Origin of the sequence: Aquimarina algiphila, assembly GCF_947494415.1 — a bacterium.
GTDB lineage: Bacteria > Bacteroidota > Bacteroidia > Flavobacteriales > Flavobacteriaceae > Aquimarina > Aquimarina algiphila.
In genome coordinates this window covers 42,719-56,976 of sequence record NZ_CANLVC010000009.1, presented here as the reverse complement: position 1 = coordinate 56,976, position 14,258 = coordinate 42,719, and the positions used below count along the sequence as shown (strand labels likewise).

Sequence of the window (14,258 nt, the reverse complement as noted above, 5' to 3'; positions counted from 1 at the left end):
CTAATTTTTTAAAAATTTAAAATGAACAACTGCAACCAACCGTTACAGTTGTATCATCTGTACTAAATGAATTATGCAGCAAATAATGCAGCAAATCCAATTCCTTCAATAAGAGCGGCAGCAATAAGCATCGCAGTTTGAATCTTACCAGAAGCTTCTGGCTGACGTGCGATAGCTTCCATCGCAGATCCACCAATTTTACCGATACCTAAACCAGCACCAATTACTATTAAACCTGCTCCAACAATGTTTGGGATAGTCATAATTATATAATTAAAAATTAAACGTTCAAAACTAGTGATGTGCCTCTTCAGTTGCCATACCAAAGTATAGCGCAGACAACATCGTAAATATATATGCTTGTAATGCAGCTACCAATAATTCTAATATTGATAATGCAAACGACAATCCAAATGATAATGGGCTACCAATCCAACTTTTAAATAAGAACATCATACCGATGATACTCATGATCACTACGTGACCCGCAGTCATATTCGCATACAAACGAATCATTAACGAAAACGGCTTGATAAAAACTCCCAACAATTCTATTGGTGCTAAAACTACTTTCATAAAAGTAGGTACTCCCGGCATCCAAAAAATGTGACCCCAGTAATTTTTATTAGCAGTAAGGTTCGTAATTAAAAATGTGATTAGTGCCAAAGCAAATGTTACAGCAATATTTCCAGTGACATTGACTGCCAATGGCGTCATTCCTAAAAGGTTTAATAACCAGATAAAGAAAAACACTGTAAGCAAAAAGCTCATGTATCTTTTATAATTTTTCTCTCCTATATTTGGAATAGCGATCTCATCTCTAACAAAAAGCACAAGAGGTTCTAAAAAACGCCCAACTCCTGTAGGAATACCATTATTTTTCTTGTACGATTTAGCCAGACGGCTAAACATAAAAAACATAAGTAAACCAATCAACAGAATACTCACAACGTTTTTTGTAATTGAGAAATCTAATGGTTTTGTATTCGTTGCATGGTGATCCTCATCATAATTGATTGTACCAGATGCATCTGTTTTATAAATCTTTGAATGGTATAACTTATAATAATTGCCATCAACCTCGGCAACAGTTTCTCCATGATGAAATTTGGAAGAAGAGAAAAGCTTTAAACCATTATCCCATAAAATAACAGGTAATGGAAACCCATAATGCTTGTTTGCTTCTTTATCAGAAAATAATGTGAAATCGTGTGAGTCTTGAAGGTGATGATCTATAAATTCTTTGATTTCTGTTTTTAAATCTCCTTCTCCTTCGTTCCCCTCTTTTTTAGACTCTTTTGCGAATAGATTTGAGGTGGCAAAGGCCAAAGTAAAAATCAATAAAATTTTAACTACAGTACGGTTTTGCATTACACGTAAAATTTCGGTTCCTAAATTTCGGTGCAAATGTACATAATTAAGTTAGATTCTTAAACTATTTTTAGTAAATAAGTTCGAGATTATTGCAAAAGAAATAAAACATTGAAAATCAATTATTTAATCGTATTCAAAATCTTGGAAACACAATACACCTCGAGAGCTAAACAGATTGCATAGGCAATAAAGAAATCCAGAAACACATTTTTATTGATATCCAAGTTGTTTAGATTACTTATCAGCAAAAAAACTCCAATCTTTACTAAACTTCCTGCCATAAAAATAAAACCTAGTTGGTCTTTAAACTTTTTACTGAGCACTATAATTGAAGATGTAAAAATCAATGTAAATATACCATTGAAGATATAAGAAAAGTTAATAATATCAGTATTCCTTTCTAGCGAAAAATAATTGACAATGCTGGTATGAGTAAAATAACCACCGATAATGATTATAACAAAAAGAAACAAAAAACGAACGAAGTTTTTCTTCATATACTTAATAAAATCTTTTGCTAATATAAACTGTATTGAACGAATGAAAAGTACAATAAGAAAAAATTAACGATCAGATTTATTAATTCTATTGAGTTGTTTAATTACCAGGTATATTGAAGCAGTTACTCCAAAAAGGACAAGACCCATCGTGAACCATTGTTTTTCTAGTTCATAATAGGCGTCCAATTTTTTACCTCCGTAAGCACATAGAAATATAGTACCCCCCATCTGAAAAGCTATTCCAGAAAGAGCAGCATATTTTCTAAGCTGACTTCCCTTGTCCTTGGGTTGCTGATTGTGCTTGTGGTTGTCCTGTTTTTTGCTCACTTTTTCCTAAAGATTTAACAGCTCCTTTCATAGAACAAGATGCATTAAAGTTTGCTCCTGGCTCAACGGCCAACTTGCCTACAGTAACTTCTCCTTCAATATGTGCCGTTGGCTTTAATGATAAAGTATTTGAAACATTGAGAGTTCCTGCAAACTTTCCTTCAAAATCTGCATCAGAACATTCTAGTGTTCCTTTAATAAAACCAGAAGAACCTACTACTACTTTACCTGTAGTTTTGAATGTTCCTTCGATAGTACCTTCGATTCTAAAACCTCCTTCAGAAATAATATCGCCAATGATTTTAGTTCCTTCAGAAATTTTATTTTGATTGCGAGAAAAATCTGTGCTGTTGCCGTAGTCTCTTCCTTTTTTATTGTCTGAAAACATAATATACAGGGGGATTAAATAATTATTATTCGGTTTCTTCTTGTTCTGTTTCTATTGGTTTATATTCTTCCAGATTTTTATGAATCTGAAGAATTCGATAATTAGGAGATGCTATAATAAAAAATGGAGCATCTATTTTTTTATAATATTTCTTTTTTCTATTCCATTTGGTTAGATCAGCTTCTCGAGTATCTTCGGTTTTACCCAAAGAAAGGAGTTCTGCAAGACCTTCTGCTGCTAACTTATTACCTCTTGTATGTACAACTACAAATTGTTGATCTTTATTATATACATCAAACGAAACTTTCATTTTTTCGTACCTCAGATCTTTAAGGATATTTTCTAAATGTTCCTTTAAACCTTGCGCCTGGTTATCCCCAAATGTTGAAAAAGGATAAATCAATTTATGATTTTTTTCTTCTTCCAAACCAGTTAAAAATTCACTATTCTGTACCTGAGGTATAGTAATTTGATAAATTAACTGTGCCTTTTTACCTTCTGGACTTTGTGGATAGTTTAGAGACACATAATTAAGCGCTTCTTTATATGCTTCAAACCCTCTGTAGCGACCTACAGCCTGAGCTTTTAATAACTCAAATTTAGGTAAGAATTCGTCATCTCCTCCAAATTTTGTAATTAACACATCACTCTCTTTAATAACCTCTGCATATTTCTGCTTTTGAAAATCATGGTACAATCTATTATACATAGATTTTGGGCTATTTTTATCATCTTCTAAAGTAGCATCTGGGTTTTGAAGAATTTTAGCATACCTTGATTCGCTATGATTATTAATAATATCCTGTTTATAAGTATTTGACTTTGTAATATTTCCTTGTAATAAATAAATTTTATACAGGTTATATTTTGAAGGTATAATTAAGCGCTCTTCGGGATTACTTTGTAGCAAATTTTCTAACTTATCTGTAGACAAATCATACTCCTGAAATTTCTCTTTATATATTATACCTAATTGATAGTACGCAAAGTTTCTCTCTGTTTTAAGACTATCAATTACCACTGGATCGGTTGGTAATTGTGCTATATAGGTTTGAGGGTCAAAAGCAGGATCTGTGTCAATAGAGTACTCTTCTTTAACCTCTTGCTCTACAGTAGAAACTGCACTTGGATTAGAAATACTTGAAACTCTCCAGTTATCTAGTAATTCTCTATTTCCATATGTTCTTTTAAAAGCTGTCTTCCCAAAAGCTACTGTGGTTTGATTATAAAAATAAAACGGACCTTCTTTACCCTTAGCACCCTGGGCTTTATTTCCTATTCCTGTGCCTGTACCAGGTTGATTAAATCTTTGCTCTACAGGTAATCCTTCTTTTATTTTTGCTATTTCTTCTGCTTTTGCTGCCAGAACAGCTTTTAGTTTTATCCTTTCTGTATACTCTGAATAATATGCTAATCTTTCTTCTGGGGACATCGCTGCGATAGTAATAATACTATCATTTGTTTTGGCTATTCCTTCATACAAGATAACATCATCCAGATTATCACGCTTTTTCTTTAAAACCCTATATCTTTTAGAATCTACCACCATTCGTTGAAGTGTACTATCATAATATGCCCCCGAGGCAGCATATTCTTTATTGTCAAAACTAATATCTCCTAAAGTGTAATAGTTTATAGATTCTAGATATTTGTCATCAGAATTTGTACGTAGTGATTTATTATAATACGTTACCGCCAAATCAATAGAATCTAATGTTTTAAAGTATACTGCCTTTTGATTATAAATTTTATCTAGAAAAGGTCTGTTTTCTCGATTCTCTTCGAGGTCTGTTAGTAATTCAAGAAACTCTTCCCTATTACCTGTTTCGTAATTAAAATTTCTAGCTTTAGCCATATATGCATTCAGCATATATTTTCTAGGCGCTTTTCGATTGAGTTCTATTACCTGATCAAAAGCATAGTTTGCACTATCTTTAAACCCAAGTTCATTTAGCAATTGTCCTTTGATATAAAGGTATCTCCCTTTTTCTTCGTTTTTCTTGGTATGAACTGCTGCTTTGGAAATATAGCTAACCGCAGAATCCTTTTGTTTAAGGTTAACATATGCCTGAGCTATCATAGCAATAGCATCTGCATAATCCTGAGGTTTCATATATTCTTGTGTTATCATTCTGTCGAGATCTTCGATAGCTTTATCATTATTATCGAGACGAAGATTTGCTTTGGCTCTCCAGACTTTAGCATGATTAATTGTATTACTTGCAGGGTATTTATACAAGATGTAGTTAAATGCCTCTAATGCGGGCACAAAACGCTGCTCAAAATAGCGTGCTTTACCCAACAACAAAAATGCTTCATCAATCTTCGGATTACGTTCCTTTCCATCAATAAGCATACTGTGCTTTTGGATTGCTTTAACCGCTTTTTCTTCTGCTTTATCAAAGTTTTGATTAAGTACTTCATTAGGTAAACGAACATCTTCGCTCACAATCATTCTTTCTATAGGAAGAAGTTCCCAAAAATTATCTTTATAAGATTGTACAATGTCTTCTTTACCTGTATCAAAAGCCAAACGACCATTATACAAGGTATTATTTTTTGTAGTAACATCATGCCATGTACGATTCACAAACTTGTCCTTTTTACGAGAACAGGCAAATCCTACTATAACCAAAAGTAACACAAGGGTGATTTGTGATATTTTTTTTCCCAAACCAGATAATTTATAAGTGTGATAACTAAAAAAAAATCTTTTTAGTGTGTTTAAAGTGCACAAAAATATAATGTGCGTCGTAAAAATACATTTCTTTCGTTAAAAAACAGGTTGTTAACATATTTTTCTCCAAGGAGAAATGATTTTTATTGTATTTTCTTAGGTTATTAACAATCAACAGTAACTCATTGTATATCTCAAATAGCCATACCAAAAAAATAAATTTCACCGAAAACAGGGTAGTCCATATTCTTTTTCTTTATGATTTTTATCCCTTTTTGTAAAACTATTAATTTTTTAATTCAGTTTTTTAATTCAACCGCATCATGGACAGTATCTCTTTGACAAAAAATGATATTCAGCATATAAAAAGACTGCTTGATGCTAATAGAAAAATTGAGGCTATTAAATATATAAATGAAAATTATAAACTAGGCCTTAAAGAATCAAAAAAAATAGCAGATCTTGTAGAAAAAAAAGGTGATTTCCAATACAATTCAACTTCTTCTCAAACCCTTTTTATTGATCGTGAAAAAACAAAATCTAATAGAACAAATTCTATTGTTTTTCTTATAATATCTGGTATAGGATATGCGCTATTATTATTGGGATTATATCAGTTAACAGATAAATTACTTTTTATATCAGAAGCTAAGAAAGTTGATGGGATCATAATAGCTTATGATTCTCACCAAAGCCGTTCTGATAATAAAGTGACTACTATGTATACTCCAATTTTTGAATTCGAAGTACATGGAAAAAAATATAAACGAAAGACAGATACATCTTCATCTGCTCGCGAATATGTGGTAGGAGAAGAGATATCATTATATGTCAGTAATGATTTCCCAAAAAACAAAAAAGTATGTCTCGATGAATTCTGGGAAAAATTTGGACTCGCTACTGTAATTCTAATTTTTGCAAGTGCTTTTATCGGCATTGGATATATTTCCAAAAATGCTTTGGGGAAAAACTTTCCTTAATTAACGGTTTCACACTGCATATAATTTAGTCTTAGAAGAAAATTAACGTATTACTTATTGAAATGCTCTTCTAGTTCTTTGAGTGTTTCTTCTGATCTGGCAATATCTTTTACTACTTCTCCTTTATCCAAAACAACGATTCGATCACAGACCTCGGTTACATGCATAAGATCATGACTAGACACTAAAACTGTGATTTCCGGATCTGCCGATAATTCTTTAATAATTTTTTTTAATCGTATCTGAGTCGTTGGATCCAAATTAGCAAAAGGCTCATCGAGAACAATCACTTCTGGATTTCCGATTAAGGCTGCAACTATACCTGCCTTTTTTTGATTTCCTTTAGAGAGGTCTCTAAGATACTTTTTTTGGCCTAAAATTTCGCCGTGAAAGAAATCTTCGAACTGAGAAAGCAGTGCATCCACATCTGCTTTGTTTTGTCCTCGCAATTCTCCAATAAAATAAAAGTATTCTTCTGCTGTTAAATATCCGATTAAAAATGTTTCATCAATAAACGCAGAAGTGATGGATTTCCATTCTTCATTCTCGTTAACTTTGATCCCTTTATTTTCAATGTACCCAGAAGTAGGCTGAATTAGATCTAATAAGGCACTAAATAATGTTGTTTTACCCGCTCCATTATTACCAACAAGGCCAAAACTACCTCCCTTATGTATCTCTAGGTGATCAATATTAAGTACTGTATTTCCTGTATATCTTTTGGTAAGATTATGTATTGTTATCATCCTTTACTTACTTTTTTTGTTTGTATGCCCAGATCGTTTTATACTTTTCTGTTCTATATATTTTTTCAATTTTACTAAAAACCGCATTTTTAAAGGCAAACCCTGCTACCCCAGCAACAGCAACCACAGCATACCCAGCATATGGACTATATGCATAATGGCCAATAGCATATAATATCATTGGTAGTGCCATTTTTGGAAGTGATAACAATAGTGTTTTGGCATTAAAAGCTTGTTTATCACCAAATGCCTTTTTATTACTTGTTAAATCAATTGGTGTTTTTACATACGCTCCTGCCCATAGGACTACATGAGAGTTTACACCAATATTATAAATAGCACCTACAATAATTGCCAAATACACATCCCATCCATAGTATAAATATCCAGATGCTAAAACAGTAGAGATCAAAGTTGCAATGACCATCAACCACCATTTTGAAGATAAATATTCTTTATACCGAATATTCTGGCTCATCATTAGGGGATAATATGAACTATCCCAACTAGGTACAAACTGCCCAAAACTTAATAGAAATCCTCCTGTAACAAAAATTGCTGCAAAAATTCTCCAAACAGGGCCTTCATAAGTTTCGACAGCCCCTGTAAAGAATAATAATCCATAAAACAGAAACAAAACACTCACCATCACGGTAGATCTTGCTCTTTTATTTCTCTTGATTAACTTGATATCATTCTTTAGAAAAGTTGCGGTTTTACCAAATCGATTTAACCATTCCAGATTCTCAGTTTCAACATTTTTTGCCTTTGTGGCAAGGCCAGCATCCAGGTATAAATCTTTTACAAAAGATCGAAAAGATATGATTACCAAGAACACTAATAGACTGATAGGAATTAGCACTAAAAAAGGAATGTTATATAATCCTTCAAAAAACGGCGCTGTATACTTTGTAATATCAAAATATCCAAAATACTGTAATCCAATGCATAGTGCTAAAACGCCTCCTATAATAAATATGAGATTGTCTTTTTTATTCAGAATAATATTTAGAAAATTACTACTATAAATCAACGCTATCAGTCCTATATTCCAAAGTAGTACATTAGCAATTGGATAATCCTGTTGTACTAATACCACAGAGAATGGTATAAAAAAGAAGGCATGAATAATATTAAAAAAAGAGAATATGGTTTTTCCAAAAGCGAAAGAGACTATTTTTCTTTTGTTAAACGGAAGGATTAATAATGGTTTTATATTAATCACGGGCATTTTTTGTAGCGCATATCTAAATATGAGATCCATTACAATCCAATACACCATCAATTCATTTATAACCACTAAAGGATCTAGATTAAGTTTTTCCTCAATCAGGAAAAAAGCTCCTACTCCTCCAGACCCCATCATAACAATAAACCATAAAGCCCAAAACCCCATAAATAGTTTCATAAACAATCCTGAGCTCATTGAAGCTGATCGCCAGAAAGATTTCCATTGTAAAGTGATGAAGTGGGTTATCATAATTTAAGATGTATTTAATTATTTAGTAATCAAAAACATCATTTTGTTACAAAAATAGGCAGATTACTCACCTTGCATTTGTTATTTTTGCCAAAAAAAAGTGCAATGCCCGATTTTCATAAATTATCAATACAACAAATTACACGAGAAACTCCACAAGCTGTTTCTATAGGATTTGAAGTCCCTTCTGATTTAAAGAGTACCTATTCATTTATTCCCGGACAATACATTACCATAAAAACAGATGTTAACGGTAAAGAAATACGTAGGGCATATTCTATTTGTAGCACACCAAAAAGCGGAGCATTAATAGTGACCGTTAAAGAAATACCAGAAGGAACGTTTTCTGTTATTGCTAATAATCAACTAAAAGCTGGTGATATATTAGAAGTACACCCGCCTGAAGGAAATTTTATACTTACAACAAAGGCTGAAGCCAATAATACGTATGCAGCTTTTGCAGCTGGAAGCGGAATTACTCCAGTAATGAGTATGATCAAAACTGTACTCGAGGAAGAACCAAATAGTCGCTTTGTGTTGGTATATGGAAATAAGACTCCTGAAGAAACAATTTTTCAAACTTCATTATTAGAATTACGGGCAAATTATCCTGAACGTCTATTCATTGAATTTGTGTATAGTAGAGCTCAAGAAGAAAATGCTCATTTTGGCAGAATTGAGAAGCCTACTATAAATTATGTTCTTAAAAATAAATTTAAAGACACTGTTTTTGCTGGTTTTTATCTATGTGGTCCAGAAGAAATGATCAATACTGTAACCGGTATTTTAACTGAAAATGGTATTGAAAAGGATAAAATTCATTTCGAACTCTTTACAAGTAGCACCGAAGAAGTAGAGATTGATGCTAATCTTGATGGAAAAACTAATATTACTGTAATCGTAGATGATGAGGAGTTTAACTTTGTTATGGATCAGAAAAAAACTATTCTTGATGCAGCCCTAGATGAAGATATTGATGCTCCTTATTCTTGTCAAGGTGGAGTATGTAGTTCTTGCATTTGCAAGGTTATTGAAGGCAGCGCTGTAATGGAAAAGAATAGTATTCTTACTGATGGGGAAATAGCAGAAGGGCTAATTCTAGCTTGCCAGGCACACCCTACTTCTAATTTGGTAAAGATAGATTTTGACGACGTATAACCTTTCGATTTCGCTCAGGGTAAAGATTATAAAGTGATTATAGTTTATTCACTGCATCCACCACTATTTCTGGTTGGATTGTGTGCATTACTTTTTCATACCCAGGAGGTACTTTGTTTCCATAAATTGATGTCGGAATCTGATCATACTTAGCCAGATTAGGTAAGATAGCATGTTCTATTGGCTGTCCAAAAGGCATAAAACCAGCAAAAGGATGTGTTACTCCCCACAAAGTAATCGTTGGTATACCATACATTGCAGCAAGGTGAGCATTACCACTGTCCATAGATATCATTGCGTCTAAATTACCAATCAATTTTAGCTCATCTTCAAAAGATAGTTTATTTACTACATTGGTTACATTGGTGTATTTACTTCCGATATTATTTAAGATATCTGCTTCTCGTTTTCCTCCTCCAAAGAGAAAAATCTCAAATTTATCTTGATTATCTATGGTTTCAATGACCTTAATCATCAATTCCAAAGGATACGTCTTGCTTTCGTATTGAGCAAACGGTGCTATTCCCAACCACTTTTTGGTAGAATTCTGTGTCAATGAAAGAATATCCTCTGTTAATGGTTGTTTTTTGGGAAACTTATGGGTTTCAAGGTCAATAGGATACCCTAAAGCCGAAAATACATCGGCATATCTTTGATGCGTTGTTTTAAGTTGTTTAAACGCTTTATTCTGTGATCGAGTTAATGCTTTTTTCTCAGCTCTACCTTTATCTATTTGTGTAACTTTTATTCCTTTTAACGAGAATATTGTTTTTAATACGTTTGATCGTAATACATTATGTAGATCAGCCACACTACTTATCCCTAGTTTACCCAACTCATTTGCCAAACGAGTTAATCCTAAAACACCTTTATGTTTTCCTGTTACATCCGCATGATAGACTTCAAGATTTTCAATATCAGAAAATATGGGCTCAAAAAACTTTCTTGTAAGCACAATGAGTTTTACATCAGGGTAAGTCGCTCTAAAAGTTCGAAGAACAGGAACAGTCATAGCAACATCACCCATTGCCGAAAGTCGAATAACCAGAACGTTCGTTTCAGATGTAGTTGGCTGTCCAGTATTACTTTTCTCCACGTAATACTGGGTTTAATTCATCATCGTTATACATCTTCATCTGCTTATATACTTTCATATATTTATCTCCTTCTTTGATATCATTTAACAGGGTATCGATAGCTGTAGACAAATCTACTTGCTGTTCTAATAATATATTTAATTTATTTTGACATGTAGCTTTATGCTCTTCTGAAGCTCCATCTCGAATGGTCTCTACATGCATATGATATACTTTTAACGCCAAAATAGATAATCTATCTACTCCCCAAGCCGGACTTTCGGTATTGATAGTCGCATTATTTTTGGGGGTTACGTTTTTATATTGTTCTAAAAAATAACTATCAATATACTCTACCATATCTGTACGATCCTGGTTAGAAGCATCAATCTGTCTTTTTAACGTAAGTGCAGCAACTGGATCAATTTGTGGATCTCGTATGATATCTTCATAATGCCATTGCACTGTATCAATCCAGCATTTACGATATAACAAATGCTCAATAGCTTGTGATTTACTATCATATGGATTAGAGAATTCTTGATCCACACTATCAATCACGTGGTATTTTTCTATAACTTCTTTAAAAATGGAATTTGCTTTATCAGTAAACATCTGCGTTTTAATTTTTCTAAAATGTGTAACTATTCTATTGGTTCTATCCCTTTATATTTTTGATGTATCGCTTTATCTACTATACACCTCATATATACTGATGCAAAGGTATTATATTTTGCAATAGTATTTAGCATCTTCTATTTCAATCTGTACTGTAGAAAATTATATAAAGTCTCAAATATTGAATATCGTCTTCTATCCTTCTAATACGTATGTCTCTACTATAGCATACGAGTACATTTGTTCTCAAAAATCAAAACAGTAATATGGTAAACGGAATTAATATAAATATCCAAATATTGACTTCTTTGGCAAACCGATTATAATTCATCTCAAGATATGTAGTCCCAATCAACGCAAGTGGTGTCGCCAAAAAAAATAGCTCTGAAGTATCTTTTTCTGGTGCAATAACGGCTATTGCTATAGCAACAATTAAATATGCAATAACCACTCTTAATATTGGTTTTGTATTGGCTGTCTTTCTTCCAAATTTAATAAGGTAGATAGAGAAAAAGAATACGATACAAATAGATAATACTCCTACAGAAAAAAGTGATTCTTTTGTGAAATATTCTCGAAATGAGAATGAAACAGAATCAACATATGTGGTAAAAGTAAAAAATGAATCATAAAAGAATAATGTAAAACAATTTGCAAATACATAGATCATTATAATTCCAATACCAGGTATTAACCAGTTTCTATAGTTATTGGGTTCAAAATACAATATTCCCAAAAAAACCAATGCTATAAATCCAATGCTCCAAAAATACGCTAACGATGCTAAACCGATACATATAGAGGCATTAAAAATTTTAGCCTTTATATGTTTTTCATTTCTTAGGTGTAGAATATTCTGTACGGCTAATAATATCAGAATATTAGATAACAAAATCGGAAAACTTGTTAGTGAACTTGGCAGTATTGTGGTAAGAAAAGCAAACAATAGTATGGTAAATGTTCCTTTATTTGTTAAATCATTCTTTTGAGCCACAAAATTAAGTGCCAGCATAGGTAAAATATACAAAAAGACACTCGCAATGACTTTTAAAATATAGGTACTTTCTACCTCAAATCCCTTTTTATAGTGCGCTATACTAAAGAGTACTCCCATGTATAATGCCACGGCAATGTAATTAATGGGTTTTGATTTACTAAAAAAGCTTGATAACACTACTATTTTTTATATTTTTGCATCAAACAATTATTATAATTGTTTTTTATGTATTACAGAACTAATGTATAAAAAGTTTTTAGTTTACTCTTTAGACTTTTAAAAAAGAAAATATAGAACACATTATGAAAGATTTTTTTGGAGCTATCGAATCCCTATTTGTAGATGTATTGTTTGCACCTTTTGATGCCTTAAGAGCATTAGAACTAGAAAGCTGGACTGCTGCTAATGTACTTAACTGGGTTTTTATGATTATTGGTTCTTTGGCTTTTCTTTATTGGATGAAAGAATTGAAGAAATTTAATGACAATGATGAAGAAAATAGAGATCCTAAAGCACATTCATTCCTAAATTAAACATCAGAAAAGTTTTATTTATATTTGGAGATATAAATCGGATTATCAATTTATATAAAAGTCCCTATAAATTTTATAGGGACTTTTCTTATTTTAATCTTTTTGATGTTGATACTATATTATAAATCAAACCCCAGATCTTTCCTATAATACATATCTTCAAAATGAAGTTTCTCAATATTTTGATAGGATTTTTTTAATGCTTCTCTAAAATCTTCGTCAAACGAAGTTATTGCGATAACTCGTCCTCCATTTGTAACAACCTTACCATCATTCAAGGTTGTTCCTGCATGAAAAACAATAGATTCTGAGATCGTATCGATACCTGTAATCTCTTTTCCCTTTTGATACGCTTCAGGATATCCTCCTGAAACAGTCATTACGGTTGTAGCACTTCTTTTATCCAATTCGAGATTAATTTTATCCAATGATTGAGATCCGACATGGTTAAACAATTGAACTAAATCGGTCTTGACTCTTGGCAATACAGCTTCGGTTTCGGGATCTCCCATACGTACATTATATTCGATTACTTTTGGATCATCACCTACTTTAATTAGTCCGATAAAAATAAAGCCTTTGTAATCGATTTTTTCTTTTGCCAAGCCATCAACTGTAGGCTTAATAATCTGTTCTTCGATCTTTTTCATAAACACCTCATCGGCAAAAGGAACCGGTGAAATAGCTCCCATACCTCCTGTATTTAAACCTGTATCTCCCTCTCCTATTCGTTTATAATCTTTTGCAGTTGGTAGCGTTACATAATGTTTCCCATCTGTAAGTACAAAAACACTTAATTCAATGCCATCAAGAAACTCTTCGACAACTACTTTTTCACTTGCAGCGCCAAATTTTTTATTGGTTAGCATGTTTTCTAATTCAGCTTTGGCTTCTTCAATATCTTGTAAAATTAACACTCCCTTACCCGCTGCCAAGCCATCTGCTTTTAGTACATATGGTGCATTAAGAGTTTCCAGAAACTGTTTTCCTTCATTAACTGTTGTAGCTGTAAAACTTTGATAAGCTGCTGTGGGAATATGATGTCTGAATAAAAATTCTTTGGCGTATTCTTTGCTGCCTTCTAATTGCGCCCCTTCTTTAGAAGGGCCTATTACTACAATATCATTAAGTTGACTATCTTTTACAAAAAAATCACTTATCCCTTGTACCAGAGGGTCTTCTGGTCCTACAACAACCATTTTAATATTTTCTCGTAGTACCAAATCTTTGATTGCAGGAAAATCTGTTACTGCAATAGGCACATTGGTTGCAATAGCAGCAGTTCCTGCATTACCAGGAGCTACAAATAAAGTATCACAAAGTGGACTTTCTACAATTTTATAAGCAAATGTATGCTCTCTACCTCCTGATCCTAGTACTAAAATATTCATGATTTGATATAGC

General features: G+C 32.6%; 15 protein-coding genes. 3 read left to right on the top strand and 12 right to left on the bottom strand.

The window, feature by feature from the left end:
• Window positions 1-71 precede the first annotated feature (71 nt).
• From atpE to porW, 6 genes are all read right to left on the bottom strand, one after another.
• Window positions 72-263, bottom strand: coding sequence for an ATP synthase F0 subunit C (gene atpE / locus PQF96_RS21720; protein ID WP_164974874.1), 192 nt, complete (start codon window positions 261-263; stop codon window positions 72-74).
• 31 nt (window positions 264-294) lie between these two features.
• Entirely contained in the window at window positions 295-1,371 is a 1,077-nt protein-coding gene (gene atpB, locus PQF96_RS21715; RefSeq protein WP_143917810.1) for a F0F1 ATP synthase subunit A, read from the bottom strand.
• A 122-nt stretch (window positions 1,372-1,493) separates the two neighbouring features.
• Entirely contained in the window at window positions 1,494-1,871 is a 378-nt protein-coding gene (locus PQF96_RS21710; protein WP_271768301.1) for a hypothetical protein, read from the bottom strand.
• 66 nt (window positions 1,872-1,937) lie between these two features.
• The gene (locus PQF96_RS21705; protein WP_235010951.1) at window positions 1,938-2,201 is read right to left on the bottom strand and encodes an AtpZ/AtpI family protein; all 264 of its coding nucleotides are present in this window, start codon (window positions 2,199-2,201) and stop codon (window positions 1,938-1,940) included.
• Entirely contained in the window at window positions 2,137-2,589 is a 453-nt protein-coding gene (locus tag PQF96_RS21700) for a bactofilin family protein (RefSeq protein ID WP_109436173.1), read from the bottom strand. Before PQF96_RS21700 ends, PQF96_RS21705 begins: the two co-directional genes overlap by 65 nt.
• Window positions 2,590-2,614: 25 nt before the next feature.
• Window positions 2,615-5,263 (bottom strand): type IX secretion system periplasmic lipoprotein PorW/SprE, encoded by a 2,649-nt coding sequence (gene porW, locus PQF96_RS21695; protein ID WP_271768299.1) that lies wholly within the window; start codon window positions 5,261-5,263, stop codon window positions 2,615-2,617.
• Between the two features lie 326 nt (window positions 5,264-5,589).
• Between porW and PQF96_RS21690 the strand changes: the two genes are divergently transcribed.
• Entirely contained in the window at window positions 5,590-6,246 is a 657-nt protein-coding gene (locus PQF96_RS21690) for a DUF3592 domain-containing protein (RefSeq protein WP_109436175.1), read from the top strand.
• 50 nt (window positions 6,247-6,296) lie between these two features.
• On the opposite strand, the gene PQF96_RS21685 is transcribed toward PQF96_RS21690, so the two are convergent.
• Both PQF96_RS21685 and PQF96_RS21680 read right to left on the bottom strand, forming a co-directional pair.
• Window positions 6,297-6,992 (bottom strand): ABC transporter ATP-binding protein, encoded by a 696-nt coding sequence (locus PQF96_RS21685; RefSeq protein WP_109436176.1) that lies wholly within the window; start codon window positions 6,990-6,992, stop codon window positions 6,297-6,299.
• A 7-nt stretch (window positions 6,993-6,999) separates the two neighbouring features.
• Window positions 7,000-8,472, bottom strand: a complete 1,473-nt coding sequence (locus PQF96_RS21680) for a DUF5687 family protein (protein ID WP_271768297.1) — start codon at window positions 8,470-8,472, stop codon at window positions 7,000-7,002.
• 105 nt (window positions 8,473-8,577) lie between these two features.
• Between PQF96_RS21680 and PQF96_RS21675 the strand changes: the two genes are divergently transcribed.
• A complete protein-coding gene (locus tag PQF96_RS21675; RefSeq protein ID WP_271768294.1) occupies window positions 8,578-9,630 on the top strand; it encodes a ferredoxin--NADP reductase in 1,053 nt (350 codons plus the stop codon).
• A gap of 37 nt (window positions 9,631-9,667) precedes the next feature.
• Here the strand turns inward: PQF96_RS21675 and PQF96_RS21670 are convergent, their stop codons facing one another.
• The 3 genes from PQF96_RS21670 to PQF96_RS21660 all read right to left on the bottom strand — a co-directional run bounded on the left by PQF96_RS21670 (window position 9,668) and on the right by PQF96_RS21660 (window position 12,498).
• A complete protein-coding gene (locus PQF96_RS21670) occupies window positions 9,668-10,726 on the bottom strand; it encodes a glycosyltransferase family 9 protein (protein ID WP_333968180.1) in 1,059 nt (352 codons plus the stop codon).
• A complete protein-coding gene (locus tag PQF96_RS21665) occupies window positions 10,713-11,321 on the bottom strand; it encodes a DUF4254 domain-containing protein (protein WP_109436180.1) in 609 nt (202 codons plus the stop codon). Before PQF96_RS21665 ends, PQF96_RS21670 begins: the two co-directional genes overlap by 14 nt.
• A gap of 256 nt (window positions 11,322-11,577) precedes the next feature.
• Entirely contained in the window at window positions 11,578-12,498 is a 921-nt protein-coding gene (locus PQF96_RS21660; protein WP_271768292.1) for a DUF6427 family protein, read from the bottom strand.
• A 125-nt stretch (window positions 12,499-12,623) separates the two neighbouring features.
• Here PQF96_RS21660 and PQF96_RS21655 point away from each other — a divergent pair, with 125 nt between their 5' ends.
• Window positions 12,624-12,854: a DUF6341 family protein gene (locus PQF96_RS21655; protein ID WP_109436182.1), complete on the top strand. Its 231-nt coding sequence runs from the start codon at window positions 12,624-12,626 to the stop codon at window positions 12,852-12,854.
• A 119-nt stretch (window positions 12,855-12,973) separates the two neighbouring features.
• Here PQF96_RS21655 and purD read toward each other — a convergent pair whose 3' ends face one another.
• The gene (gene purD, locus PQF96_RS21650; protein ID WP_271768289.1) at window positions 12,974-14,245 is read right to left on the bottom strand and encodes a phosphoribosylamine--glycine ligase; all 1,272 of its coding nucleotides are present in this window, start codon (window positions 14,243-14,245) and stop codon (window positions 12,974-12,976) included.
• Between the last annotated feature and the right edge of the window lie 13 nt (window positions 14,246-14,258).

Excerpts from the sequence above, each read along its gene's own strand:
- purD (WP_271768289.1), bottom strand. The coding sequence starts at position 14,245 with ATGAATATTTTAGTACTAGGATCAGGAGGTAGAGAGCATACATTTGCT.
- PQF96_RS21700 (WP_109436173.1), bottom strand. The coding sequence starts at position 2,589 with ATGTTTTCAGACAATAAAAAAGGAAGAGACTACGGCAACAGCACAGAT.
- PQF96_RS21690 (WP_109436175.1), top strand. The coding sequence starts at position 5,590 with ATGGACAGTATCTCTTTGACAAAAAATGATATTCAGCATATAAAAAGA.
- PQF96_RS21675 (WP_271768294.1), top strand. The coding sequence starts at position 8,578 with ATGCCCGATTTTCATAAATTATCAATACAACAAATTACACGAGAAACT.
- PQF96_RS21710 (WP_271768301.1), bottom strand. The coding sequence starts at position 1,871 with ATGAAGAAAAACTTCGTTCGTTTTTTGTTTCTTTTTGTTATAATCATT.
- atpE (WP_164974874.1), bottom strand. The coding sequence starts at position 263 with ATGACTATCCCAAACATTGTTGGAGCAGGTTTAATAGTAATTGGTGCT.
- atpB (WP_143917810.1), bottom strand. The coding sequence starts at position 1,371 with ATGCAAAACCGTACTGTAGTTAAAATTTTATTGATTTTTACTTTGGCC.
- PQF96_RS21665 (WP_109436180.1), bottom strand. The coding sequence starts at position 11,321 with ATGTTTACTGATAAAGCAAATTCCATTTTTAAAGAAGTTATAGAAAAA.
- PQF96_RS21685 (WP_109436176.1), bottom strand. The coding sequence starts at position 6,992 with ATGATAACAATACATAATCTTACCAAAAGATATACAGGAAATACAGTA.
- PQF96_RS21680 (WP_271768297.1), bottom strand. The coding sequence starts at position 8,472 with ATGATAACCCACTTCATCACTTTACAATGGAAATCTTTCTGGCGATCA.
- PQF96_RS21655 (WP_109436182.1), top strand. The coding sequence starts at position 12,624 with ATGAAAGATTTTTTTGGAGCTATCGAATCCCTATTTGTAGATGTATTG.